Genomic DNA, 24,771 nt, shown 5'->3' with positions numbered 1-24,771 from the left:
GGTTCCTCTGCAAGGTTCTTCGTTATCGTCCGCGTCCGCCGTGGCTTGCCGCCGACCCACGGCTGCTGCTGCCGCGCGAGCTTTGGCTGCGGGTGCTGGCGGCACCGCGGTCCACGCCCTGAAAGGCGCTGCCGCGTGAGCCGGATTGTTCCGCGGCGCTGGGCGTCCTCGTTGCCGCCGGGGTAGATCGGTCGTAGGTGGAGCCTGACCGGTCAAACGTGGAGCCTGTCCGGTCCACCGCCGCCGGCTGCGGCCGGGAGACGTCCCGCGGCGTCGCCGGCTGGTAACCGCGGTCGGCCGACCCTGCGCCCGGCGCAAATCCCGCCCCCGACGGAGACGAATAGCCCCGATACGCGTCGCGCGACGGCGACGCCGGTCGGCCGTACTTCTGGGCCGACGTCGTGTCACGGTAAGGCGTCCCCTGGCGGTGCGTCGGATTGTGCTGCCAGCTCGAGTTGTTGCTCCCGACATTCACATTCGTCTTGTTGAAGTCGGCCTTGTACTGGTTGCGATTGATGTTCGTGTTGATGTTTACGTTGCGGTTGATGTCGATGTCGATGTCGTTACGACCCCAGTTGCAGTTGCCCCACGCGTATCCCCACGCCACACCCACCGCCAGGCCCACGCCGAACGAAATGCCCGGGCTCGGCCGGTAGTAAGGCGGATAGTAGTAGTAAGGCGGATACGCCGGGTACGCCCAGACGCCGTAGACCACCGTCGGGTTGTAGACCGGCACGTAGACCACCTGCGGCTGCGCCGGCTGGATGATGATCGTTTGCGTGGTGCCCGCAGCGGCGGGCGCGGTCGTCACCTTCTGCTGCTCGGTGGTCTTGAGGTTCCCCGCCGCCTGCGCCTTGGCCCGCAGCTTCTGCACGGTGTCCATGACGTCCTTCTGCTGGGCCAGGAAGGCGTCGCCGAGCTTGACGGTCCAGTCGAGCTTCTCGCTCATCATCTTCAGGACGTCGGGGAAGTTGACGAGCGACCGGACGCTGGGGTCCCACGTCTGCTTTTCCAGCTCTTTCGCGAGCGTATCGCCGGTGAGCGCCTTGTTGGCGTCGGCCCAGCGCTGGGCCTGCACGACCTCCAGCGGGTAGGTCGCCGCCATCAGCGTTTGCGCCAGCAGGTCGTCGGGATAGAGCGCGATGGGCGCGAGGATCTGTTCGAGCTCTTCGGGTTTGAACGTCGGCGCGGCCGGCGGGCTCGCGGGCGCAGCCGGAGCCTGCGCCCGGACGACTGCCGGGCCAACCAAAACCAACAGGGCAAAGAGACAGGTGACAAGGCGCATGAGCGCTCCTTTGGCGGATTCAAGCAATCATTCGACGATACGCCTACCGCAAGTATCTTACCGTGGACCCTGAAAGAGCAAGGATCGGGGGTCGTCTCACGACACGCCCGCCGCCAAACGAACCCGACGCACCGTCGCCGAACGAACCCAGGAATCGCGTGGCATGGGCGTCCCGCCCGTGTCGCCACGACCCTGCCGAACGAACCCAAGGCGAACGCCCAACGTTGAACGCCCAACGCCGAACGTCGAACGCCCAATGACTTCGCGCGACATTGCCGAACGAACCCAAGGCGACCCCGTTGAACGACCCCGTCAGTGACACGGGCTTCCAGCCCGTGCGAGCTACATCACACACCAGAGGGCGTCCATCCTTAATCACCTCCCTTTCGCCAAACGAACCCAACGCGATGCCGCCAAACGAACCCAGGACGCCCTGTCCAATCTGTACGCGAACCGCTGTCCGTGACACGGCTTTCCAAGCCGTGCGAGATGCGTCACACACCAGGAGACGCTCATCCTCAGTCCTCGCATTTTGGCCGAACGAACCCAAGCTCACTCCCGGGACCCGGGGCTTCGCGGGTACACTGCGCCCGCGGCTTGTTCGCCGAACGAACCCAGCGCGACATTGCCGAACGAACCCAAGTGATCGATCAGCCTGCGCACGTCGTCCCTTCGTCTCCTGGTCTGTCCATCGCTTCTGCCCGCCAAAACCAGACCGTCCGGCGCGATCGTCCCCGATCGCCCGGCTCTCCTCTTTCTCCGCGGAGTCAACGCCTGCCCCAGCGGATCACACCCGCCAGTGCCGCGCACGGAGACCGGTCCAAGGCGAAGCCTGACCGGCCGCCGACAGGGCTGCCAAAACCCCGGCCGACGCCCGCGATATTGTACGGTATATGTTAAGTAGCAGGCGAAAAGTTGCAAACCTTTTTTCGCCCGCCGCTTTCTGGAAGTCCGGTTTCACCACGAAGGGCACGAAGGCACGAAGCACCCGAAGAAGAGTGCTCGTATGAGAACTACGTTCAATGAGCCAATCGTGATTCGCCCCCCGGGACCGCCGAGCGCCTGCTCGGCTCTTCGACATGCCGGCAAGCGCTCGGCGGTCCCAGGCCACGTCCAGCGGCACGTCGGTGCCCAGGTACCGCTTCTTGTCCGACCACCGCTCGCCCCAGCCGCTGTGCATGATGACGATCGCGCCGCGCGGGAGCCGGCCGTGCGCCCGCTCCCAGCCCAGCGGGTCGTCAACGGTCAGAAGGTAGTCGGCGTCGGCGGCCCGCACGTCGATGACGGCGGCCGGGCCGATGCAGTTGGACAGCGGAAGCTCGCCGCTGGTCCGTTTGCCCTCGGCGAAATGGATCGGCGCATCCATGTGCGTTCCGCCGTGCTCGGCCATGCTGATGTTGTTGGCGGCGTAGAAGTACCCGCCCGGCGTGCGGCCGTAGGCAACCCGCCGCAGCTTAAACGGCTCGGCGGTCGGCCAGTAGATCGTCTGGTCGCCGAACGCGTAAGACAGGTCGATCACCTTCGCCGGGTCGATCGCGACCGGCCGCGGCGATGGGTCACCCCCAGAGCCATGGTTGGTGCCACCCGCTTTGCCACCCGTCGCACACCCCGCCAAGACCATCAACATCGCCAGTGTCAGGGAGATGGATCGCATCAGGTTCAGGCTACAAATCGGTTGCGGAAGGTTCAAGCGGGAGGGTCCCTACCCCCGCCCCTTCCGCTGCCCAAATAGGAACAGTGATGCCCGATCTCTCCATTTCCGCCCACACTTCTCTCGAACAAACGGCGATGTGAAACCCCTACTTCTGCTGTTTGTCAATCCACGCCTTTGCTTGCTCAAGCGTGGCATGACACTTGATCTGAGGAATCCAGGTATCAGGGATATTGCCTGGTGGTGATGGAATGGATACCTCGAAGTCGTTCAGACCACTGTGCGTCGAGTTGGTCCCTTTCATTACCTCCCGGATACGATGACCTTTGTAGGTGCCGTGTTCTCGTTTTACGTAGTCTTCCAATTGCGAATCCTCCCGTTCGTCATTCAATTTCGTCAAGGACAGCTTGGATTTGCCCGGGCGGCGCGCCATTGGTCCCAAAATTGAAAACGACGGCGGCGGGCTGACCGTCAACCCGGACGGCGTCTCGGTCAACAATGAACGTGATCCCAGCCGCCCTTAACGCCTCAGACACACGCTCATCAAGCGACGGAGAAATCATCACGTACGGCCCGGCTGTCCCATCCGTACAGACCTTCACGCGCCCAAACTCGTCACGCATAGTAGCCTCCTTATGTTAATAGAGCACCTAATTGTAGCCCATTAATCAGCCGATGTCGTCGATCGATGATCGCTTTTCCAGGATTTTCGCTCGTCAGCACCAAAGGCGCCACCGCTCAAAGGCTGGATCAACCCAACCACTACATGCTGTATTGCGGAAAAACTTATCCACAATCCGTATTTGGTACTTGCAGTTTATTAAAGCGATGGTTTAATTACCGTCGACAATCTGGCTTCTCTCCTATGCACGTCCGATGTCTGGACGTTGCCCGCTAAGGGCCTGAAACGGCGCAATGAGAATTGCGCCGGGACCCATTCCCCACACGTGCCGACCCACTCGGTCGTCGTGTCCGGGTCGTGGCGTCATCTCCTAGCACTGTCTCGTCGTGTACTCGCGTCAGGCAGTCCTTTGAGTGGTGGGTTCCGTTGTGGAACTCCTAGTTCCCCTCATAGGAGAATAGATGAGAAGTTTTCTTGCCAGATCGTCACCCGTATCGGAGGTCCAACAGCAGATCATTGAATTCTGGTCTGCTTTGGAAGACTTGGATACGGGGCAAACTAGTCGGGAGGTCTTATATCGGATCCGTGATAACGTCACTGACGCGTTGACCCTCGATGTGCCCGACATTGCAACGGCATTGTCCGAAACGTCGAAAGCGATGTGCCTGATTGGCGGGATTATTGAACACGAATAAGACCTCCCAAACCAAAAAACGAGGCCGAAATGAATCGTCTTGGAGAGACAGCCAAGCAGATCCGAGAAGCTCGCGGCCTGAGCCAGAAGAGAGCGGCAGACCTCCTCGATATCTCGCCAGTTCATCTATGTAACGTGGAGAAAGGGAAGGCTCTCCCGTCAATTGAACTTGCTGCGCGGTACCGGGACGTGTTTGACGCTGACTTGTTCGTCGTCACCTGGTGCCTTCACGGGGACGTAAACGCACTTCCGGCACCCGTGCGCGACGCCGCGCAGAGCCTTGCATCGGCGTTTCGGTCACAACTAGGCCTTTTCGACCGGGGAGAGGTTCATGCTGAATCTAAAGACGCCAAAGAATCTAGCATATAGGCTCGGCGTCTCGCTCTCGGTACTTCGCGACGTCGCGGACAGGCCCGACGATTGGATAGAGACGTTGCTCCTCAACGATCCGACGCGGCCGAACAAGCAACGCGAAGTGCTGAATGTAAAGGGGAAGCTGAAGCAGATTCAAACACGTTTGCTTCGTGTTGTTCTGCTGCCTGTACTTAACGTGTCGCCGTACAGTCATGGGGGAATCAGTGGTCGCAACATCAAGACCAATGCGTCGTGCCATCTCAACGCAAACTACTTGTTCTCAGCGGATATCAGCAACTTTTACCCCTCCATCGGTCACAGGCGGGTCTATCAGCTCTTCAGCAAGCGACTGAATTGCTCGCCAGATGTTAGCCGTCTTTGCACGAAGCTCACCACCTACGACTATAAGTTGGCGCTCGGACTGCCGACGAGCCCCATTCTTGCCGATCAACTGTTTCATCCGATTGACGCGCGAATCGCCGGGGCATGCCGAAGTATGGGACTTTCGTATTCGAGATTCGTTGACGACATCGCCATCTCGGGATCGTTCGATCTGTCACCTGAGTCATGCGGAGTATCTGCTTTGCTCGAACGGATCGTCACCGGCAACGGATTCGAGCTCCAGTTGGAGAAGAGTCGATTCGGACGGCTCTCTGAGGACGAAATGACAATCACGCAGCTTCGTGTAAGAAACGGTCGGCTTGATGTGCGCGAACAGTATGTATTGGAATTAGAGCGCCAACTTGCGGATGCGGGTGAACTCTCGAACGACCGCCATTTTGACGGACCCTTTTACACTGAGAGCCAAGTCCGGGGACGCGTCCAATTTGTTGGTTGGATTAACCGCGACCGCAAACGTCAGCTTTTGCAACGGTTCCGAGAAGTCAACTGGACGCAGGCGATGGCGGTCGGCCGCTCGCGCGGCCTAGTCGTACAGAAGAAAACTTTGATTCGCATGCAAAAGAGCGACCTCGATTCAACAGAGACATGAGTGGCGGGAGAGATCTACACCCTCCCGCCCACGCTTGACTCGTTATGCAAGAACGGGATGACACGAGCCCTTCGCGCCGCCAAGCGACACAGTAATGGGCGACCTCTGGGCGTCGCAGCCGGCCTTCAGAACGAGACCATGGGGGAGCGATTCCGTACTTTGACGCCGTCTATTCTACCCAGCTCAATGGTCATAGATGTCGTCAATGGTGGACAAGCGTTGCCCACTGATCCATTGTTGGTACACTCCCTAGCATGGTGGAAGAATCAGATAAGTCGGCATCGACCTCGCCATCGGCACGGGGATCGAAGTGGCACCACAACCCATTCATCACCACCATCATTGGGGTGATACTTACGGCATTCGTCACCATCCCAGTCACCTGTGGCTTGACTCAGCACAGTGGCCGGATGCGTGAGCTCACCTATTCAGTCGCGTCATCGCCTAGCCTCTTTCGCAAGCCCGATCTACAAGGCAAGTCACTCCACATAGCCATCGACGGCAAGCCTGTGGACAATGTGAGCACAGTAAGTGTCTACCTTTTCAATAAGAGTGATTTGGACTATGAAGACGTAGCCGTCGAAGTCGCATTCACCGGCAAAGATGGTCAACGGCCGAAGTTGTTGCAAGACAAAGCAACTACGCCGCCAAGCCCTACGCCTATACTGCCCATAACGCCTCAGACACAGCCCGCTACTGGCCCTGCAAGCTCTGTTAGAATTGAATACAATCTCAAGGTGGTAAATCGAACAAACCCAGTATTTCTCGGTGAGTATATTTTTGAGGGTGCAGAATCACCACATGCCGTGGTCGCGGTAAAGAAGAAAGGCTTGGACATTGTTTCCGCTCCGCTTGGGGATTTGCTCGAAAAGGAGAAATCCGTTTGGACGGTGATACTTCCGCCAACTCTTGGCCTTCTAGTAGGCGCTGTCGTAGCCATTTTATCCTTCAAGGCTGGCTACAACGTTCTTCCGTTATTTGGCTTTAGCGGAGAACTAGTGAAAGAGGCTATCGACATAATTGCAAAGACAAAGGCTGAGCGCGAAAGGAAGTTCGAGCCATGGTATCCGCCTTCCGCTAATATGTCCGACGAAGATCTGGAGATAAAGATTAAGAGCCTTGGCGACGAACTTAGGGAAGCTCACCGTACGGCCAAAGATGAAAAGAGGCTGTCCAGCACCTAAGAAAAAGAAGAGAGGGAAACGCCAACGGAGAGATCAGACATCACTCTGTTAGTCGTCCTCCCGTGCCTTCCGCGGCCGGCCGCGGTTGCGGAGTGTCTACTCCAGCGCCAGCTTCTTCGCCGTCGCTGCGGTCCACTTCGCCGAGCCGTACGGCCTGCCCCGTGCGACGCTCAGCTTCGTCGCGTCCATCTCCGCCGCCTCGATCGGCTTGTTCACCCACGCCGCCCAGTCCGCCGGCTTCTCGCCCGGCCGGCGACTACGTCAACGCAGCAGGGAACGTGACCCGGTGGCAAAGACAGGACGGCGGTCGCTTGCGACGTCTCTCAGATCTGCAATTGAAACTGCGCACGAATGATGAACTGCCGTTCGTGCCCTGCGATCGCACCGATGCCGGTCAGGTTGGAGGGGGCTCCGTCCGGAAGACATCCGGCGTCCAGGGTGATCTTGGCGCGGTGGCCGGCCGATCCGCCGGGGCCTAGATAGCGATTCACGCCGACGGTGATCTCGGCGTATTGCGACGGCCCGGCTTCGTCGCCGTCCGGGAACAGCACGTCATACCGGGCGAAGGCCTCCCACTCGGGCGTCAGCAGATAACCCGCCTGCGCGAGAAAACCGTAGTCGCGGCGCTGGCCCTGTGCGGTGTCGGCAAACTTGCCGGTCGCCGAGGCGTAGAGGCACCAGCCGGTGGCGGTCTCGAATGTCGCATCGACCGTGGCGAGGGTGGTATCGAGGTCGCCTCGCTGGGTGAAATCAAACCCGCCGCCCAGCACCAGCAGCGGCTGCTTGTTTTCGCGGGCGGAGAAATCGGCGTAGGAACTCCAGTCGCCGGCGATCCGGTATTCGAACCGCCCGCCGACGCCGAAGTTGGCGGCGTTCGCAGTAAGCCCGACATTGTCGCGGAAGTCGGTGTTCTGCGAATTGGCCCCATCGTGCAGTGCGACCTCGACCCGGATCGGGTTCGTCCCCACGCCGCCGTAGGTCAGGCTCAGCCCCTGCACGCGATCGGTGAGGTTGCCGCCGACCTCCTGGGCGACCAGGCTGCGCTCGGCGGTCAACTGGTTCTGCGGGGCGACATCCCACTCGTGGAACCACGACTCGCGGAACTGCCCGATCTTGAATTGCCAGTCGGGCGCAAATCGATACGCCGCCCAGGCGTCCAGCAGGCTGACGGCACCCCCCTGCCGCGCCGTATCCCAGATCAAGCCGTAAGTCAGATCGGGGGAAAAGAGGTGGCCGTCGAGCCGCAGCCGGGTGCGGCGTACTTCGAAGCCGGACTGGCTGTCGGTGTCGTTGGTGTTGCTGACGCCCCGAAACTGAAACAGCAGGCTGGGATGGAACCGAAAGTTGCCGTCGTCGCTGGAGATGAAAAAGCCGTTGCGGTAGCCGGCCGTCGCGCCGGACTGGAGGAGCAATTGGCTGCGGCGTTCGGCGTCGCGGGCGATGGCGTCGATCGTGCGATCGATCCGGGCGGTTTCGAACCTTTCCACGCGATCGCGGGTCTCGAGCTTTTCGACCTGTGCTTCGAGCTCATGAACGCGGCGGACAAGCTCCGAATAGCTTTCGTCATCGGCCCGGGCCGAGTGTCCGACGATGGCAACAAAGGTGGTCGCGACCAGCAGCGGGAACAATCGGTTGGCGAGGTACGGCAAAACATCGGCAAGACGTGCTGTGGCCAGCGAGGCGTTCACTCACATCGGGCCGTTCACTCTTTCTTCCCGATGCAATACAGGGTTTCCTTGCGCCCGCCGTCGCCGTTGTGGGCGACGCGCAGGTAGATCCGGCCGCCGGCGATCGCGGGGCTGGCCATCGATTCATCGCCGAGCACGTTCTGGGCGACCATTTCGAGTTTTTCGGGGTTGGCTTTGAAGACGTAGACGGTACCGCGCTCATTAGCCCAGTAGATGTGCCCGCCGGCGACGACGCCCGACGCGCTCACCGGGCCGAGGAACCGTTGCTTCCACATCTCCTTGCCGTCGGCGGTCCGCCAGCAATAGAGCATGCCGTTGCCGAGCAGACCGTAGACGTGCCCATGGTAGGCCATCAGCGACTGCTCGTAGAGTTTCTGCGGAACGCTCCAGACGACCTTGCCGCTGCCGTCGGCCTTGACGGCGCTGGTGTTGCTCTTGGGAAACCCGCCGCTGGCAATGACGATGTCGCCTTCCCAGACCGCCGTGCCGCAGGTGGCGGCGGCGGTGCCCGGGGCGGTCCAGAGCTGCTTGCCGGTCGCCGGGTCATACCCGGTGATCTGATCGCCGCCGCTCATCAGGAGCTGATCGCGGCCGGCGACGAACCCGATGGACGGCGTGCTGTAGCTGGTGTTGGTGGTTCGAGCCGTCTTCCAGACCTGCTTGCCGGTCGCCCGGTCGAGTGCGGCAATGCACCGTTCGCCGTCCGACTCGGCGGCGACGATGACGGTATCGCGGTAGACCACCGGCGACGGCGCATAGCCGAACGGATACTGGCCGGGGTCGAACGCGGCGAACGTCGTCTTCCAAAGCACCTTGCCGGTCAGGTCCGTCGCGATGCAGTGCACCGCCTTGGTGTGATGCAGCGTGACAAACAGCCGCTCCCCGTCGCAGGCGACGGTGGGCGAGGCGTGGGTGTTTTTCTTGTGAATCTCCGGCGGGAACCCGCCCTGGCTGATGTCGGACTTCCAGAGCTGGCGGCCGGTCGCAGCGTCGAACGCGACGATCGACTGCGCCTGCTTCTGCTCGTCGGCCGTCGTCAGGTAGATCTTGCCGTCCACGACGATGGGAGAGGCATGCCCGCGGCCGGGAACATCGGCCTTCCAGATCACGTTTTCGGTCTCGCTCCACTGTGTCGGCAGGTTCGCGTTGGGGGCTTCGGCGGCGATGCCGTTGCGCGTCGGCCCGCGCCACCAGGGCCAGTCGCGGTCGGCCGAGAGCTTCGGAAAGTCGCCGACACCCTTTTCGCGGTCCTGGGCGAAGGCGGGGACGGTCACAAGGGCAGTGGATGCGAGCACGAGCAGCTTGGCAAAGTATCGACGGTTCATTGAGACATATCCTCGCATATGGTTTTCTTGATCCGTGAACGCTCCCGCGTCGGCATCGGCAATTGATACCATCCTAGGCCATGAGCGATGAAATGCCGACCGATCTTGAAGTTGTCCCCAATCCCCCGCCGCTGCCCGATCGGCCGGACGACGGCCACAAGGGCCTGTTCGGCCGGGTGCTGGTGGTCGGCGGATCCGATGCGATGCTGGGCGCTCCGGTGCTCGCCGGGACGGCGGCGCTGCGGACGGGGTCGGGTCTGGTGCAACTGGCGCTTCCGCGGGCGATGGTACCCTTCGCGCTGTCGATCACGCCGGAACTGACATCCCTTCCGCTGGGCGAGAACCCGAACCGAACGATGCTGGCCGAGGCGGCCAACAAGGCCGACGTCCTGGTGGTCGGCCCGGGGATGGGGACCGCGCGCCTGGCGCGGCTGCGGCTGTGGCGACTGCTGACGGTCGATAAACCCGCAGTGCTGGATGCCGACGCCCTGAATCTGATCGCCGCCAGCGGGGAATGGCCGGCGACGACGTCGCTCCGCGCCGTCCTCACGCCGCACCCCGGCGAGATGGCCCGGCTGATGCCGCTGATCGGCGGGAGCGATCCTGCCGGCGGACCGCCCCGGGTTCCGACCGACGACGCCGGCCGACTGCGCGTCGCCGTCGCCGCCGCGCGGGCGTTCAAGCAGGTCGTGCTGTTGAAGGGAAAGCGAACCGTCATCGCCGACGGCCGGCGGGTTTACGTCAACACCACCGGCGACAGCAGTCTGTCCAAGGGCGGCACCGGCGACGTGCTGGCGGGAATCATCGGCTCGCTCATCGGCCAGGGCATGGAACGCTTCGAAGCGGCAAGCCTTGGCGCGTGGATTCACGGCCGGGCGGGTGAGATCGCCGGGAAGAAGCTCGGACCGCGCAGTGTCCTGGCGCGGGATGTGGTCGAGGCGATCGGGGAAGTATTACGCGCGATGTAGTGGAACCCCGGTGGGGCAGGCATTCCTGCCTGCCTCGATGACCGGGGGCCGGGCATTCCTGCCCGGTCGAGATCATCGAAGCGACGTGTGATTCGCCGATGGGACGCGTTCCCGCTCAAGCAGGCAGGAATGCCGGCATCGCGGGAACGCGGCAGACAAGAATGACTGCCCCACCAATGCTGGATGCGCCAAAAGTCACAGCTTAGACAGCACCAAATATCCCACACCCGCGACCACCGCCAGTGCGGCGACAGAGACCGCGATCGCAACCGCCATCAGTGCGTTGAACCGGTTCTGGTGCTTGTCGAGGGTGGTGCTGATGCCGTCCTGCTGGCTGGCGAGGGTGTTGCGGACGCGTTCCAGCACGATCGCGCCGGTTTCGCTCGCCCGGCTGACGGTCTGCATCGCATCGCACACCTTCTCCATGCTGCTGGCGAAATTCGCGTCGCGGGCGTCCATCTGGTCGATGCGCCGGGTGATCGACGTCAGCGCGTCGCCGGTCGTCTCCTGCAGGCCGCCGAGGCGCTCGAGGGCCGAGCAGAGGCGCGTCTGCGTGGCGACGCCCTGGGTGATTTGTTCGCGAATCGCCGACAGCGATTCATTCTGGATCGCCGACGCCATCGGCAGGTGGCTCAGGCAGGCGACGACTTCGCGTTGCCGCTCGGCGAGCTCTTCCTGGCGGGCGTCCTGCTTCTCCATGTGCTGCTGGATGCCGGTGAGCAGCGACGCCAGTGCGCTCATGCCGGCACGGACTTCGTCAACCGCCGAGTCGGGCTTGCTGTTGGTGCGGACCTGGCGGCGGGACGGCGGTTCCGGGGGAAGCAGGTCGCCGAACCCGGCGTCGAGGTCTTCGTCAATCGTGTGGGCACCGTGAGGCTGCAGCTCAAAACCGAGCGCGTCGAGTTCGTCGTCATCGACGACCTTGTTCATCGCGGCGGCCGCGACGGCGACCTCGGTCTGTTCGTCGTTGGCTTCCGACTCGGCAGTGCTTCGTTCGGATCCGAGTTCGGCCGCGCTGTTACGGCGCCACCGGAAGACGCCGCCGATACGCTTCCAGAAACCAGACTTCGCCCCAGCCGACCCGCCGAGACCGAAGGACGGATGAGACGCTCCGATGAGTGTGCTGAGGGTTGTCATGCTGAAAACTATCGGTCCACGACAACCGGGATTCTTGAATGGAATCGTGTGAAAGTTGGATTGCGCGGAACTGCGTGAAGTCTCGCACCATTCGCGCCGTTGCGACGCCGGGGTCTGAGGTACTCCGAGGACCCGGATTCACAGGGCTCGATCACGACGAGAATCCGGCGCTTCGGAGTACCTCGGGCTCTTGCAAGCTGCATGACCCTTGGAGTGTCTGCGCCGATCCCTGGTCGCACCTCGGTTTGACACCATGCCTCGATCGCTTCTACGCTCTGCGGCAATGGCGATTCCGACCCTAAATCAAAGCTCTGCCGCCGGTTGCCGCGGGGCTTGGGGCTCGGTGGTGGTACTTTGTTTCTGCCTGGTCGTCGTCGTGGGGGCCGTCGTCGGTTGCGACCGCAGATCGGCGCAGAACCCCGCCACCTCGCCGGGCAAAGTGACGGTCGCCTCCATCTCGCCGGCGGCGACAGACCTGATCGTGGGCATGGGTGCCAAAGACCACCTGGTCGCCGTCAGCAACTTCGATCAGACCCGCGGCGAAACGCGCGACCTGCCGGGCGTCGGTGATTATCGGACCATCGACTGGGAGAAGATCGCCGAGCTTCGGCCGGCCGTGCTGATCGTCCAGTTCCGCGCCGACAAGATGCCCACCGGCCTGGCCGACCGGGCGGCGGGCTATGGCATTCGGCTGATCAACGTCGAGATCAACCGCCTGGACCATATCTATAAGGCACTTGACCAACTCGGCACGGCGATCGGCGAACCTGCCAAGGCGACGGCCGCCGCGACAAAGCTCCGCGCGCAACTGACGGCGGTCGCGGCGCGCGTCGCCGGCAAGCCGCCGGTGCGGACGCTCATCAGCCGAACCGACACCCCGCTGGAAGCCGTCGGCGGCGGGAACTTTCTGGACGACGTCCTGACGATCGCCGGCGGGAAGAACGTGCTTTCCGGTCCCGGCTACGACGACAACAGCTATCCCACCCTCGACCGCGAGCTGCTGCTGAACCTGAACCCCGATGCCGTGTTGAACCTGCTTCCCGCCGCGTCGCCACAGGTGGTCGCCAAGGCCAGGGACTTCTGGCAGACGATGCCGGTCGCGGCACAGAACGCGGGACAGGTCCATTATCTGACCGAGGAATATCTGCTCTGGCCGGGACTGAACGTGGGCAACATCGCCGAGCGGTTTGCGGCGGCATTGCATCCGGAGAAGTCGGCAAACGAGGAAAGAGATCACCACGGAGGCACGGAGACACGGAGGGCAACCTGGAGCATGTTGCCATCTGTCATCCTGGGGCCATTCGGGGTACCTGTTCTGAAAGTGACTCGCGAACCGGTGCCACGGGTCGCCGGTACTCCGGAGACCCGTGTCTTGGCCCGACTCGCGCACGGGTCTGCGGAGTACCGCCGACCCGTGGCACCGGAGATGTTTTCATCGCACGCGGGTGCGTCGCGCCGCGTGAGGACTCAGGATGACAAGTGGGAGCGACATGCTGCGCGCTGCCCTCCGTGTCTCCGTGCCTCCGTGGTGATCTCTTCCACGCCGGAGGCCGCATGACCTCCCTCGCCTCCGGCGATGCGCGGTGGAGCGGACGCCGCCTCTTCGTCACACTGCTGCTTAGCGTCGCCGTCTGGATGCTGCTCGCCGCGGCGTGCCTGGCCGTCGGGTCGACCGGACAGATTGCCTGGCCTGCCGACCGTGTGATCTACCGCATTCGCCTGGACGGCGTGCTTCTCGCCTCGCTCGTCGGCGCGGCGCTCGCTTCGGCCGGCGTCGTCTACCAGGCGGTTCTTAGAAACCCGCTCGCAGACCCTTACCTGCTTGGCGTCAGTTCCGGTGCGACGCTGTTCTCGTACCTCTGGCAGTTTCCCGCGGCGACCGCCCTGCTCGCGTTCATGGCCGGCGAGCAGTATCTCGGCCAGCAGGTGTTCGCTTTCGTCGGCGCGGTGGCAACGGTAGCCATCGTCTTTCTGCTGGCGACGCAGCGCGGCCGGCTGGAACCCGTCACGCTTCTGCTCGTCGGCGTGATCGTCAATGCCGTCAACGGTGCCGTCTTCCTGCTGCTCAACGCGCTCGTGAAAGACCCCGCCACCCCCGGCGGACCGCTCGCGCTGCTCGTCGGCGGCTTGCAGCAGACGCTGCCAACCGGCCACAAGGTCGCCGCCGCCGTTTGCGTGGCGATCGGCTGGGCGGTCATGCTCTACGCCGGCGGCAAGCTGCATGTCGCCGCCCTGTCCGACGCCGAGGCCGAAGCCCTGGGCGTTCGCGTGAACCGCCTGCGGTGGACCGCGCTGATCGTCGCGAGCCTGGTGACGGCGGCGGCGGTGTCGGTCAGCGGGCCGATCGGTTTCGTCGGCCTCGTCTGCCCGCACCTGGCGAGACTGCTCGTCGGCAACGACCCCCGCAAGCTGCTGCCGCTGGCCACGGCGCTGGGTGCCGGATTGCTTGCGGTCGCCGATGCAGCGACGAGAGTGCTCTCCCGTCCCGGCGCTGCGGGGACGGCACTGCCGGTCGGCGTTCTCACGGGATTGGTTGGTGGACCGTTTTTCCTGATGCTGTTGCTGAAGACGCGCCGCGGGTGATGAGTGGATCGGTCACCGATGTGACTACCCTTTTTAGCGCCATCCCCGAAGGGGTGGGATCGGCGCGACCCGTGCGACGGATAGAGAAGTTCGAGATGGATCGACGGGAATGATGAGCGCTGTCGGGTTCATTCTGATCGTCGCGCAATCTGCGCCGAGCCCACCCCTTCGGGGATGGCGCTAAAAGGAGAACTGTCATCTGACACTACTCAACGCAACCAATCTCACCTCCTCTTACGGCGCGACGCCTGTGCTGCGCGAGCTGTCCCTCTCGCTCGCCGCCGGTGAGATTGTTGCACTCCTGGGACCCAACGGTTCGGGCAAGAGCACGCTGCTGCGGTGCCTTCTGGGGCAACTCGCGACCACCACGGGATCGATCACCTGGGACGGTAAACCGCTGCCGCAGTGGCAACCGCGCGCCTTGGCCCGAACGGCGGCCTATCTTCCACAAACGCCGTTGTGGGATGCAACGCAAACCGTGCGTGATGCGCTCTCGCTGGGCCGGTCGCCCTACTGGGGCGCGTTCGGGCTCGAATCCCCGCGCGATGCCGAAGTCGTTGAGCGCTCGGCGGCCGACCTGGAACTGACCGAACTGCTCGGCCGTCGCATGTCGGCACTCTCCGGCGGGCAGCGACAGCGTGTCTTCCTCGGCCGGTGCCTCGTGCAAGAACCCCGCGCGATGCTTCTCGACGAGCCCAACACCTTTCTCGACCTCAAGCACCAGGTCGAGCTCGCCCGCCTGCTGCGGCGGTGGGCGCGGGAACGCGGCATTGGCGTGCTGCTGGCGTCTCACGACCTCAACCTCGCCGGCATGTTTGCCGACCGGTTGGTGCTCCTCGCCGACGGCCGGGTGGCCGCCGAAGGAACGGTATCGCAAGTCCTTCAGCCGACACTGCTCGAGAGGGTGTACGGCGTGCCGATGGAACGGATTGACCGCGAAGGCAAACCGCCGGTGGTGGTGACGGGGTTGTGAGCCTGGTTAGCCGCGACCCGAAGGGGAGCGCGACGGCGCGGAAGTCGGACGTCGCTGGACGGTGGTGGTCGTTGGTGTTCGTCGCGCTCCCCTTCGGGTCGCGGCTAACCGATCCTGGGCAACGCTTCCACCCAACCCCCGGTAGCAGCGTGTGTGCATCGACTACGGACAGACACTTTCCGCGCCTGCCTGATCATATTCGCCTTCAGTGCGTTGTCGTCCGCCACCCGCGCCGCCGACATCGATCCCGCCTTCGACAAATCCGTCCAACCCGTCCTGGCCGCCCACTGTGTCGAGTGCCACGGTGGCGCGAAGAAGAAGTCGGGTCTGGACCTGACCTCGCGCGCGAAGGTGCTCGAAGGCGCGAGTTCCGGCCCCGTCGTTGTCGCCGGGGCGGCTTCGCAGAGCCTGCTGGTTCAGCTGCTCGACGCCAAGTCCGACCCGCACATGCCGCCGAAGAAGCAGTTGGCGGCGGATGATATTGCCACGATCGCCCAATGGATTAACGGCCTGAAGGCCACTGCGCCGCCGGCCGCGCCGACGACATTACCCTCGCAGAATCACTGGTCGTTTCAGCCCATGAAACGCGTCGATCCGCCAGCCACGAAGGACAAGGCGTGGGCGCGCAATTCGATCGATGCGTTCGTATTGGCCGAGCTGGAGGCCAGGGGATTGAAGCCGTCGCCGACGGCGGATCGGGTGACGCTCATCCGCAGGGCGACGTTCGACCTGACCGGCCTGCCACCGACGCCGCAAGAGGTTCGCGCGTTCGTCGCCGACGATTCCGCCGACGCCTACGAGAAGCTGATCGACCGGCTGCTGGCTTCGCCACGGTATGGCGAGCGGTGGGCGCGTCACTGGCTCGACCTGGCGCGGTACGCCGACTCCTCCGGCTTTCACAACGACCTCGATCGCCCCAATGCCTGGCGTTATCGCGACTACGTGATCGCCAGCTTCAATGCCGACAAGCCGTACGGCCGGTTTATCGCCGAGCAGCTCGCCGGTGATGAAGTTGCACCAGGAGACGCTGGCGCGCTTGCCGCGACGGGCTTCTGCCGCAACGGGCCGAGCAACGAAGACAACATGGGCCAGGAGGCCGAGAAGCACCGCCTCGATGAACTCGACGACCTGATCTCCACCTCGTCGGCAGTCTTTCTCGGCCTGACGATCGGCTGCGCCCGCTGCCACGACCACAAGTACGACCCCATCCCGCAGACCGATTACTACCGGCTGCTGGCGGTCTTTAACAGCGCGACGAAGAAAGAAGTCTCGCTCGATGCCGCGGGCAGGCCGGTCCTGGGAACGCGGAGCCCCAGCTCCGCCGGCAAAAATGCGGAGCTGGGGCTCCGCGCTCCCGGGGCGACCACCGCGCCCGCTACCAAACCCGCTACCAAACCCGCCAAGCCCGACCCCAAAGCCCCGGCGATCATGGCGATGGTCGAAACCTCGGCCAAAACGCGCAAGACGAACCTGCTGTGGCGCGGCGACTGGAAGAACATCGGCCCGGAAGTGCAGCCCGGCGTGCCCGTCGCGCTGGCGTCGGTCGCCGCCCACTTTGCCGAGCCGGCGAAGGACGCGCCCTCCACCGGCCGCCGGGCGGAGCTGGCGCGATGGCTCGCGTCGCCGGACCACCCGCTGACCTGGCGCGTGATGGCCAATCGCCTCTGGCAGCATCATTTCGGCCGGGGCATCGTGCCGACGACGAGCAACTTCGGCCTCAGCGGCGAACGGCCGACCCATCCGCTCCTGCTCGACTGGCTCGCGACGGAACTCGTCGCCCGCGGCGGACAGCTCAAGCCGATGCACCGGCTCATCATGACGTCGGCGACGTACCAGCAGTCGTCGCAGTTCAGCGAGGGCGCGTTCGCTGCCGACCCTGAGAACCGGCTGCTATGGCGGATGGGCAAACGCCGGCTCGAGGCCGAGGCGGTTCGCGACGCGGTGCTGGCGGTCTCGGGGAACCTGAATGACACGATGGGCGGCCCCGGCATCAAGCCGCGAATCCCGCCGGAACTGCTCGTCGCCAGCCAGCGCAACAAGTGGCCGACCGTGACGAAGGAGTCGAGCGAGCACTGGCGGCGGAGCGTCTATGTTTACGCCAAGCGACAGTTGCGGCTGCCGATCCTCGAACTCTTCGACGCCCCGGAAAACAGCCAGATGTGCAGTGAGCGAGGCGTGAGCACGGTGCCGACGCAGGCGCTGGTACTGATGAACGATGAGTTCGTGAACGAGCAGGCGCGGTACTTCGCAGTACGAGTCCAGCGCGCGGTGCCCAACGACATCCCCGGCCAGATCGCGCTCGCGTACGAACTGGCCCTGGCCCGCCCGATCGACGCCGAGCGATTGAAGGACGCGACGGCGTTCGTCGCGCAGCAGACGGCGATGCATAAGGAAGCCGGCAAGCGGGATGAATCGGCGAAGCTGGCGCTGGCGGATTTGTGCCACGTGCTGATGAACAGTAATGAGTTTGTGTATGTGGATTGATCCTGCTCTGCCCTGTGCGTAGGTTCTTCGGAGTACCTCAGAGGTTGTGATTTCTTGAGGAGCCGCGCACGGAGTGTACTCACGCAGTAAGCGGGATGGGGCCCGGACCGTCACGGTTCCCGCTTACTTCGTGAGTACACTCCGTGCGCGGCTCCTTAAAGACTCCCGTTGTCTCGGTTCGGCCCCTCACCCCAACCCTCTCCCCCGAGTACAGGGGAGAGGGGGAAAGAGACGCGATGTTGAATTGGACACGCCGACAATGGCTCGCCAACACCGGCGCGGGGTTTGGGCTGTTTGCCCTGCGCGGCATGATGGGTGCCGATGCGGCGCGCGCCGCCGAGAACGGTGTCCCGCTGGCTTCGGCGGCATCCATCAGCGGCGCGAATGTTCCCCACTACGCGGCGAAAGCCAAGGCCGTCATCTTCCTGTTCATGTACGGCGGGCCGAGCCACATCGATCTCTTTGACCCCAAGCCCACGCTCGAAAAATACGCCGGCAAACCGATCCCTACCTTTCGGCCTGAAGACGCGTTCATGGCGGGCAAGACCAAGAACGCCGCCATGCCGTCTCCGTACGCGTTCAAGAAGTACGGCTCGGCCGGGATCGACATCTCCGAGAAATACCCCGAGGTCGCCAAGCTCGCCGACGAGCTGGCGGTCATCCGGTCGATGCACTGCGAGAGCAACAACCACGGGCCGGCGCTGTTCCAGATGCAGTCGGGGTCGCGCTTCGCCGGGCGGCCGGCGATGGGGTCGTGGGTGACGTACGGGCTGGGGACCGAGAACGCCAACCTGCCGTCGTTCGTCGTGCTGATGGACCACCAGGGCGCGCCGGTCAACGGCGCGATGAACTGGTCCAACGGCTTCATGCCCGCCAACTACCAGGGCGTGCCGTTCCGGTCGGGCGCGACGCCGATCGCATACCTTAATCCGCCGGCCGGCGTGAGCGATCAGCAGCAGCGCGCCCGGCTCGACTTACTCTCCAAGTGGAACGAAAAGCACTTGGCCGAGAACCCCGGCGAAAGCGCGCTGGCGGCGCGGATCGCCAGCTACGAGCTGGCGTATCACATGCAGTCCCACGCCGCCGAGGCGGTGGACCTCAGCAAAGAATCCGCCGCCACGCAAAGCCTTTACGGCATCGACAACAAGGTATCGCAGCACTTCGGGCGGAACTGCCTGCTGGCCCGCCGGCTGGTCGAGCGTGGCGTGCGGTACGTGCAGCTCTACAGCGGCGGCAACGAAGGCCCCAAGGCGTGGGACGCGCACGACGACCTCAAGAAGAACCACGACCTGCATTGCGCCGAGACCGATGTGCCCATCGCCGGGCTGCTGCGCGACCTCAAGAGCCGCGGTATGCTCGACAGCACACTGGTGATCTGGGGCGGCGAGTTCGGCCGCACTCCCACCGCCGAGGCCGGCAAGGGGCGCGACCATCACGCCCGCGCGTTCAGCGTCTGGCTGGCCGGCGGCGGCGTGAAGGGTGGCGTGGTCCACGGCGTGACGGACGACTTCGGCTACAACGTCGTCGAGAACGGAGTCAGCGTCCCCGACCTGCACGCCACCGCGCTGCACCTGCTCGGCCTCGACCACAAGCGGCTGACCTACCCGTTTATGGGGCGGAACTTCCGGCTGACGGATGTGAGCGGGGACGTGGTGAAGCAGGTCTTGGCGTGAACCTCGCCGGTTCAGCGGCCTGAAGATTCACCACGAAGGAATAAACGACACGAAGGGGCACGAAGAAGAGTTGTTCCTTGCTGCGCTCAGGATGACAGATGGAGCGACTGCGCGGGCCCGTAGTTCTTCATGGCCCTTCCCGGCTTCGTGGTGAATCTTCGGCCCGCCAAGCCAGGCCGGCAAACAGCATTCAACCCCGCCCCAGCATCCCCGCGATCTCCATCTTCATCAGGCGGCACTGCCGTGGCGGCTTGCGGGTGAGGACGGCCAGGACGGCCGTGTTGCCGTCGTACTTCTTCAGGACCTCCATCGCGAGCATTTCCAGCTCGTCGTCGTCCAGCGCGGCGATGAGCTGCTCGGTCTGACGGTCCTCGGCGTTCACCGTCGCGACCTTTGCCTGCTCGGCCTGACGTTGCCGTTCCGACGCGATGCGGGACTTCTCCGCGGCCTCGGCCTTGGCCCGGGCATCGACCACCGCACGGGGCGTTTGCCACTGCTTGACCAGCGCATCTCGGATGAATCCGCCGGGGTTATCGCACTTGCCGCGTGCGGCGCGGAACCTCATCGTGTCGATGACATCGACGATTCGCGAAACGGGAAACTCGCCGGCGAGCTTCCGAGCGACTGGTGCCTCTACGCCATTCTCCACCAAAAGAGCAGCAGCATCGGTAGACGCTTCCCGAACGGGTACCACAGGTTGGGGTAGGCGTGACGACGTGTTGTTGTCTTCTACTTCTTTGATGCTTCTTAATTGGGGGTCAGCGGTGACCGTACCCGGGTGGGTTCTTCGCGCCCCGGACGGGGTTCGCGACCGACCCGCCACCGGGTTCTCGGCGGGCCCGGCGGTGGGTTCGACTTCGAACCGGGAGGGGGTTCGCGGCTGGACCGGGAGGGGGTTCGGACGGAGAGCTTCGTCCCTTGCCATGCCTGCCGCGCTGCGGTGGGTCCACGGGATCGCCGTTGGCGTTTCAGGTGTGCCAAGTCGGGGTCGTGGGTCGACCGGGACCATCAGCTGGTAGAGGTTGGATTCGTTCCGCCCGTCAGGCGTAACCCCGCCCTGCTCCACGAGTACAAGCAGTTTGCTCTGCAGTAGGTCCTTGATCGCGCGCTTGATCGACGACCGAGACAGCCCGGCGTACTTCATCAGCGAGGCCTGGCCGATTTGCACTCGGTACTGATTGCGGTGGTCCGCGAAGCGAACCATCGGAATGTAAGCGGCACGCCCGGCGTCGGAGAGGTGGGCCCACGCCTCGGAATCGACCACTCGATTGAAAAACTTGGCGAATCCCCCGGGAACAGACCCTTCGCCGCCGATCTGCACGGTGACCAGCTCTTCGGCTGTATCCACGCGGATCTGGTGCGAATGAAGGGGGGCGGCGGGGTTGTCGAATCTGTCTGCGGACACACTACGGGTTGTAGGTTGTGACCGGGTTATCCACAAACCTTGGACATGCTCGCGACAGGATACCCAAAGTCGCACCACGGCAAATTGTCGCGGCCGAGGCGCAGATGTTAGGGTGCCAGCCGTTACGCAATTCATCGGACGACGTTTTGCGCATCGTCGACGAGGATGGAAGATGGTCGGGGCGCCCCTTGTCGCCCGCGACTATTGTGTTGCCATGGCAAACCCGTCGCGTGAAACCCTGCCGGAAAAGGCCTGTGTCGCCTGCGGCCGCAGGATCACTTGGCGGAAGAAATGGGCTCGCGATTGGGGTGGCGTGAAATATTGCTCCGACGCGTGTCGGCGCAGAGGGGTGGGCGAAGTCGATCTGAAGCTCGAGCGTGCCCTGCTCGATCTGCTGGCGTGCCGGACTGTCGGCGCGACGGTTTGCCCTTCGGAAGCGGCGCGACTTGTCGATCCGGCCGGCTGGCGGGAGCTCATGGAGGATGCCCGGCGGGCGGCCAGGCGGCTGGTGGATCGGGGCCTGGTCGATATCACGCAGCGCGGGCGGGTAGTTGATCTGAGTGCCGCGAAGGGGCCGATTCGCGTGCGGCTGCGCCGGTAAGGGCGACGACCTGTTCTGGTGGTGGCGGCCTGATAGGATCGGCGTCAAGGAGCAGCCATGTCACGACGAGTGATCTTCACTGCATTTGCAATCCTAGGATCGATTGCAAATGCAAACCATGTCCGCGCGGCCGATCCGGCTCCGCCGACCGTTCACACATTGGCGGCGATGGACGCGCCGCCGGCCAAGCCCAACGGCCAGGCCACGTTCCACGCCGCGCCCCGGCCTCTCGCCGCTGGTGCCAGGACGGAGGACTCGGCCAGCTTCCTCGGGCCGAACCACAACATGGTCATCCCGGAGACCAAACTGCTCGACGCCTGGCCGGCGGCTGGCCCGCGTGCGGTCTGGGAGATGAACAAGGGGTCCGGCTACGCGGCTCCCGCCGTCATCGGCGACCGCCTGATCCTGTTTCATCGCGTGGGCGACCGCGACACCGTGGACTGCGTCGCGGCCACCAGCGGCGAGCGCTACTGGCAGTTCGATTACGCCACGGCTTACCGCGACCGCTACGGCTACTCGGACGGCCCGCGCGCCACGCCCGTCATTGGCCACGATTCGGTCTACGTGTTCGGCAACGAAGGCAAACTGCACTGCCTGGAATTGACGACCGGCCGGTTGCGGTGGTCGCGTGACCTGCGGAAGGAGTTCAAGCTGCGCGCCGGCTTCTTCGGGCTCGGCAGTACGCCGTTGATCGAAGGGGACAAGCTGATCATCAACGCCGGCGCGGTGCCCGATGGCCCGTGCGTGATCGCGCTGGACTGCAAGTCGGGCGGGCTCGTGTGGGGCACCGGAAAAGACTGGGCGATGAGCTATGCGTCGCCGGTGCCGGCGACCCTGCATGGCAAGCGGCGCGTATTGGTCTTCGCGGGCGGCGAGACCAACATTGGCGAGCCGGTCACCGGTGGGCTGCTCTGCATCGATCCGGCCGACGGAAAGCTCGACTTTGCCTTCCCCTGGCGCGGCGATCGGCGCGAATCGGTTAACGCGTCCAACCCCCTCGTGATCGGCAACCGCGTCTTCATTTCCGAGTGCTACGGGTCCGGCGGCGCGATGCTTGAGATTACGCCCGATTTCAAACCCAAGCTACTGTGGGAAAACAAGGGATTCGGCACGCACTTCATGGTGGCAATTCACCAGGACGGATTCCTGTACGGCGTGGACGGGCACGGACCGAACGACGCATTCCTGGCCTGCGTCGATGCCGCGACCGGCAAAGAGCAGTGGAAGATGCAGCCGGAATGGAAGGAACCCGTCGGCGAACGCCTGCTGATCGCCGGGACGTACCGCGCGCACCTGCTGCAGGCCGACGGAAAGATGTGGATGCTCGGCGAGTTCGGCCATCTGCTGCGAGTGGAGCTGACGCCGAAAGAGTTCAAGGAAAAGCAGCGCGCCTGGTTGTTCGCGGCGTCAGAGACCTGGACGCCGCCGGTGCTGAGCCATGGACTTTTGTACATCTGCCAGAACAACCCGGACGGCCGATCGAAGAAGGATCCGAGGATCATCTGTTACGACCTGCGGGGGGAGTGATGCAGGCGGGATCGCAAGTTTTGTCAGCCTGAGAGTATGTGATTTCTTAAGGAGCCGCGCACGGAGTGTACTCACGGAGTAAGCGGGAAGGAGCCCCGAACCTTCTGCGGTTCCGCTTACTCCGTGAGTACACTCCGTGCGCGGCTCCTTAAGAAATCACATATCCTCCTGAGGTACCTTAGGAGGACAAGGGGGACTCACGATCTTCCGTCACGGCTGTCCATTGCCCCACCACTTGACCTATCATTCCCCGACTTGCCTTGGGAGATTTTTGCGATGAAGAACGTCTGGTGGATCAGCGTGACGGTTGTCCTGGCCTGCGTCAGCGGCGCGCTGCTGTTGGGGCGGCTGGGCGGATGTCGGGGACAGGACCTCAACACGTCCATCGGCGTGCGGCAGACCTACAAGCCGGCCGAAGGCGAGAAGTTCGCCGCCGTCGAAGATTGGCCGGCCTGGCGCGGCCCTCGTGGCGACGGCATCAGCCGTGAAGCGGTCGGCGACGCCTGGCCGACGGAAGGCCTCAAGCGGCTCTGGACGGCCGATGTCGGATTGGGCTTCTCCAGTCCGATCGCTGTCGGGGACCGCCTGTATCTGTTCTCGCTCAACAAGGGCAAGGACAACCTGAGCTGCTTCAACGCCCAGACCGGGGAACTGGTCTGGACCGACGAATCCGACGCCGGTTGGACGAAGGATTACGAAGGCACGCGCGCCACGCCAGCCGTGGTGGGCGATCGCATCTATACCTATGGCGGATTGGGCGAAGTGGCGTGCCGGGATATCAGGTCCGGCAAGCCGGTCTGGAAGAAAAACGCGCTGGCGGCCGTCGGCGGAGAGACGCCGCAATGGGGAACCGCGTCGAGCCCGCTGATCTACGACGGCAAGGTTATCGTGCAGGCCGGCGGCGGCGCGAGCATCGCCGTCGCCCTGAGTGTCGAGACCGGCGAACTCGCCTGGAAGAGCCAGGCGACGGGATCAGGGAGCTATGCCCATCCGATGGTCGTCGATGTCGATGGCACGAAACAGCTCGTCGTCTTCGCCGCCGACGCCGTCCTGGGAATGAACCCCCAGACCGGCGCTACGATCTGGCGGGAAGCCTGGAACACCAGCTACGGCGTGAACTCGACCACCCCGGTCTACCGCGACCGGCATCTCTATGTCAGCAGCGCCTATGGCATGGGCGGGATGATGCTCAAGCTCTCCCCCGCGGCGGCGCAGAAGCTCTGGGCGAAGAAGGATATCAAGAGCAAGTTCCAGGGGCTGATCCTGGACGGCGACACCCTCATCGGCAACAGCGATCCCGGCTCCCTGATCGCGATTGCCTGGCCCGATGGCGGTCGCCGGTGGAAGGCTGACGACAGCGCGCTCAACCCCGGCATGGGCGGATCGATCGTCAAAGCCGCCGGCGACAAGATGATCGTCATGAGCGAAGAGGGAAAACTGAGCCTGACCCGCGTGTCTCCGACCGGAATTCAGTTGCTCAGCCAGTTTCAGGCGTTCGATGATGTAAGGCAGGTCTGGTCGACGCCGTTGCTATATGCGGGCAGGCTGTATGCCAAGGGCCCCAAGGAACTGGTGTGCTTTGAGCTGAAGTAGGGTCCGCCTTGGCGGACGCGTAGCGCCGGCCCG

At 63.8% G+C, this 24,771-nt stretch carries 20 protein-coding genes; 13 read left to right on the top strand and 7 right to left on the bottom strand.

The features are described 5' to 3' along the window. Positions 1-22: 22 nt before the first annotated feature. From IPV69_RS25335 to IPV69_RS25325, 3 genes are all read right to left on the bottom strand, one after another. A complete protein-coding gene (locus IPV69_RS25335) occupies positions 23-1,285 on the bottom strand; it encodes a DUF3300 domain-containing protein (RefSeq protein ID WP_206292519.1) in 1,263 nt (420 codons plus the stop codon). A 787-nt stretch (positions 1,286-2,072) separates the two neighbouring features. Next, complete coding sequence (locus IPV69_RS25330) at positions 2,073-2,939, bottom strand: cyclase family protein (RefSeq protein WP_206292518.1); 867 nt, start codon at positions 2,937-2,939, stop codon at positions 2,073-2,075. A gap of 145 nt (positions 2,940-3,084) precedes the next feature. Continuing rightward, a complete protein-coding gene (locus tag IPV69_RS25325; protein WP_206292517.1) occupies positions 3,085-3,435 on the bottom strand; it encodes a hypothetical protein in 351 nt (116 codons plus the stop codon). 584 nt (positions 3,436-4,019) lie between these two features. On the opposite strand from IPV69_RS25325, the gene IPV69_RS25320 reads away from it, so the two are divergent. From IPV69_RS25320 to IPV69_RS25305, 4 genes are all read left to right on the top strand, one after another. After that, positions 4,020-4,253, top strand: a complete 234-nt coding sequence (locus IPV69_RS25320) for a hypothetical protein (protein WP_206292516.1) — start codon at positions 4,020-4,022, stop codon at positions 4,251-4,253. 29 nt (positions 4,254-4,282) lie between these two features. Further along, positions 4,283-4,621 carry a helix-turn-helix transcriptional regulator gene (locus IPV69_RS28025; protein WP_206292515.1) on the top strand — a complete coding sequence of 113 codons (339 nt, stop codon included), beginning with the start codon at positions 4,283-4,285 and terminating at the stop codon, positions 4,619-4,621. Then, the gene (locus IPV69_RS25310) at positions 4,584-5,597 is read left to right on the top strand and encodes a reverse transcriptase family protein (protein ID WP_206292514.1); all 1,014 of its coding nucleotides are present in this window, start codon (positions 4,584-4,586) and stop codon (positions 5,595-5,597) included. The genes IPV69_RS28025 and IPV69_RS25310 overlap by 38 nt, the downstream gene beginning before the upstream one ends. 254 nt (positions 5,598-5,851) lie before the next feature. Beyond that, positions 5,852-6,781 (top strand): hypothetical protein, encoded by a 930-nt coding sequence (locus IPV69_RS25305; protein WP_206292513.1) that lies wholly within the window; start codon positions 5,852-5,854, stop codon positions 6,779-6,781. Between the two features lie 323 nt (positions 6,782-7,104). On the opposite strand, the gene IPV69_RS25300 is transcribed toward IPV69_RS25305, so the two are convergent. Beyond that, positions 7,105-8,469 (bottom strand): porin, encoded by a 1,365-nt coding sequence (locus IPV69_RS25300; protein ID WP_206292512.1) that lies wholly within the window; start codon positions 8,467-8,469, stop codon positions 7,105-7,107. A gap of 14 nt (positions 8,470-8,483) precedes the next feature. Then, positions 8,484-9,794 (bottom strand): outer membrane protein assembly factor BamB family protein, encoded by a 1,311-nt coding sequence (locus tag IPV69_RS25295; protein WP_206292511.1) that lies wholly within the window; start codon positions 9,792-9,794, stop codon positions 8,484-8,486. A gap of 80 nt (positions 9,795-9,874) precedes the next feature. Between IPV69_RS25295 and IPV69_RS25290 the strand changes: the two genes are divergently transcribed. Then, positions 9,875-10,762 (top strand): NAD(P)H-hydrate dehydratase, encoded by an 888-nt coding sequence (locus IPV69_RS25290; protein WP_206292510.1) that lies wholly within the window; start codon positions 9,875-9,877, stop codon positions 10,760-10,762. A 195-nt stretch (positions 10,763-10,957) separates the two neighbouring features. On the opposite strand, the gene IPV69_RS25285 is transcribed toward IPV69_RS25290, so the two are convergent. Further along, positions 10,958-11,899: a hypothetical protein gene (locus IPV69_RS25285; protein ID WP_206292509.1), complete on the bottom strand. Its 942-nt coding sequence runs from the start codon at positions 11,897-11,899 to the stop codon at positions 10,958-10,960. A 283-nt stretch (positions 11,900-12,182) separates the two neighbouring features. Here IPV69_RS25285 and IPV69_RS25280 point away from each other — a divergent pair, with 283 nt between their 5' ends. The 5 genes from IPV69_RS25280 to IPV69_RS25260 all read left to right on the top strand — a co-directional run bounded on the left by IPV69_RS25280 (position 12,183) and on the right by IPV69_RS25260 (position 19,612). Then, positions 12,183-13,457: an ABC transporter substrate-binding protein gene (locus tag IPV69_RS25280; RefSeq protein WP_206292508.1), complete on the top strand. Its 1,275-nt coding sequence runs from the start codon at positions 12,183-12,185 to the stop codon at positions 13,455-13,457. Next, positions 13,454-14,482 (top strand): FecCD family ABC transporter permease, encoded by a 1,029-nt coding sequence (locus IPV69_RS25275; protein WP_206292507.1) that lies wholly within the window; start codon positions 13,454-13,456, stop codon positions 14,480-14,482. The genes IPV69_RS25280 and IPV69_RS25275 overlap by 4 nt, the downstream gene beginning before the upstream one ends. Before the next feature lie 250 nt (positions 14,483-14,732). Beyond that, positions 14,733-15,455, top strand: coding sequence for an ABC transporter ATP-binding protein (locus tag IPV69_RS25270; protein ID WP_206292506.1), 723 nt, complete (start codon positions 14,733-14,735; stop codon positions 15,453-15,455). A gap of 213 nt (positions 15,456-15,668) precedes the next feature. Then, the gene (locus tag IPV69_RS25265; protein WP_206292505.1) at positions 15,669-17,939 is read left to right on the top strand and encodes a PSD1 and planctomycete cytochrome C domain-containing protein; all 2,271 of its coding nucleotides are present in this window, start codon (positions 15,669-15,671) and stop codon (positions 17,937-17,939) included. A 236-nt stretch (positions 17,940-18,175) separates the two neighbouring features. Then, entirely contained in the window at positions 18,176-19,612 is a 1,437-nt protein-coding gene (locus IPV69_RS25260) for a DUF1501 domain-containing protein (protein ID WP_206292504.1), read from the top strand. Between the two features lie 190 nt (positions 19,613-19,802). On the opposite strand, the gene IPV69_RS25255 is transcribed toward IPV69_RS25260, so the two are convergent. Continuing rightward, positions 19,803-21,017: a helix-turn-helix domain-containing protein gene (locus IPV69_RS25255; RefSeq protein ID WP_206292503.1), complete on the bottom strand. Its 1,215-nt coding sequence runs from the start codon at positions 21,015-21,017 to the stop codon at positions 19,803-19,805. 214 nt (positions 21,018-21,231) lie between these two features. Between IPV69_RS25255 and IPV69_RS25250 the strand changes: the two genes are divergently transcribed. The 3 genes from IPV69_RS25250 to IPV69_RS25240 all read left to right on the top strand — a co-directional run bounded on the left by IPV69_RS25250 (position 21,232) and on the right by IPV69_RS25240 (position 24,738). Beyond that, positions 21,232-21,618 (top strand): DUF2256 and DUF3253 domain-containing protein, encoded by a 387-nt coding sequence (locus IPV69_RS25250; protein WP_206292502.1) that lies wholly within the window; start codon positions 21,232-21,234, stop codon positions 21,616-21,618. A 57-nt stretch (positions 21,619-21,675) separates the two neighbouring features. Beyond that, complete coding sequence (locus IPV69_RS25245) at positions 21,676-23,145, top strand: PQQ-binding-like beta-propeller repeat protein (RefSeq protein WP_206292501.1); 1,470 nt, start codon at positions 21,676-21,678, stop codon at positions 23,143-23,145. A 276-nt stretch (positions 23,146-23,421) separates the two neighbouring features. Then, positions 23,422-24,738: a PQQ-binding-like beta-propeller repeat protein gene (locus IPV69_RS25240; protein ID WP_206292500.1), complete on the top strand. Its 1,317-nt coding sequence runs from the start codon at positions 23,422-23,424 to the stop codon at positions 24,736-24,738. The last annotated feature ends 33 nt before the right edge of the window (positions 24,739-24,771 follow it).

The organism is Humisphaera borealis, assembly GCF_015169395.1.
GTDB classification, from domain to species: domain Bacteria; phylum Planctomycetota; class Phycisphaerae; order Tepidisphaerales; family Tepidisphaeraceae; genus Humisphaera; species Humisphaera borealis.
This window is presented reverse-complemented; position numbering and strand designations above follow the sequence as displayed.

Coding starts and splice junctions, on each gene's coding strand:
- IPV69_RS25240 (WP_206292500.1), top strand. CDS start 23,422: ATGAAGAACGTCTGGTGGATCAGCGTGACGGTTGTCCTGGCCTGCGTC.
- IPV69_RS25245 (WP_206292501.1), top strand. CDS start 21,676: ATGTCACGACGAGTGATCTTCACTGCATTTGCAATCCTAGGATCGATT.
- IPV69_RS25320 (WP_206292516.1), top strand. CDS start 4,020: ATGAGAAGTTTTCTTGCCAGATCGTCACCCGTATCGGAGGTCCAACAG.
- IPV69_RS28025 (WP_206292515.1), top strand. CDS start 4,283: ATGAATCGTCTTGGAGAGACAGCCAAGCAGATCCGAGAAGCTCGCGGC.
- IPV69_RS25280 (WP_206292508.1), top strand. CDS start 12,183: ATGGCGATTCCGACCCTAAATCAAAGCTCTGCCGCCGGTTGCCGCGGG.
- IPV69_RS25295 (WP_206292511.1), bottom strand. CDS start 9,794: ATGAACCGTCGATACTTTGCCAAGCTGCTCGTGCTCGCATCCACTGCC.
- IPV69_RS25305 (WP_206292513.1), top strand. CDS start 5,852: ATGGTGGAAGAATCAGATAAGTCGGCATCGACCTCGCCATCGGCACGG.
- IPV69_RS25260 (WP_206292504.1), top strand. CDS start 18,176: ATGTTGAATTGGACACGCCGACAATGGCTCGCCAACACCGGCGCGGGG.
- IPV69_RS25275 (WP_206292507.1), top strand. CDS start 13,454: ATGACCTCCCTCGCCTCCGGCGATGCGCGGTGGAGCGGACGCCGCCTC.
- IPV69_RS25335 (WP_206292519.1), bottom strand. CDS start 1,285: ATGCGCCTTGTCACCTGTCTCTTTGCCCTGTTGGTTTTGGTTGGCCCG.
- IPV69_RS25330 (WP_206292518.1), bottom strand. CDS start 2,939: ATGCGATCCATCTCCCTGACACTGGCGATGTTGATGGTCTTGGCGGGG.
- IPV69_RS25250 (WP_206292502.1), top strand. CDS start 21,232: ATGGCAAACCCGTCGCGTGAAACCCTGCCGGAAAAGGCCTGTGTCGCC.
- IPV69_RS25310 (WP_206292514.1), top strand. CDS start 4,584: ATGCTGAATCTAAAGACGCCAAAGAATCTAGCATATAGGCTCGGCGTC.
- IPV69_RS25285 (WP_206292509.1), bottom strand. CDS start 11,899: ATGACAACCCTCAGCACACTCATCGGAGCGTCTCATCCGTCCTTCGGT.
- IPV69_RS25290 (WP_206292510.1), top strand. CDS start 9,875: ATGAGCGATGAAATGCCGACCGATCTTGAAGTTGTCCCCAATCCCCCG.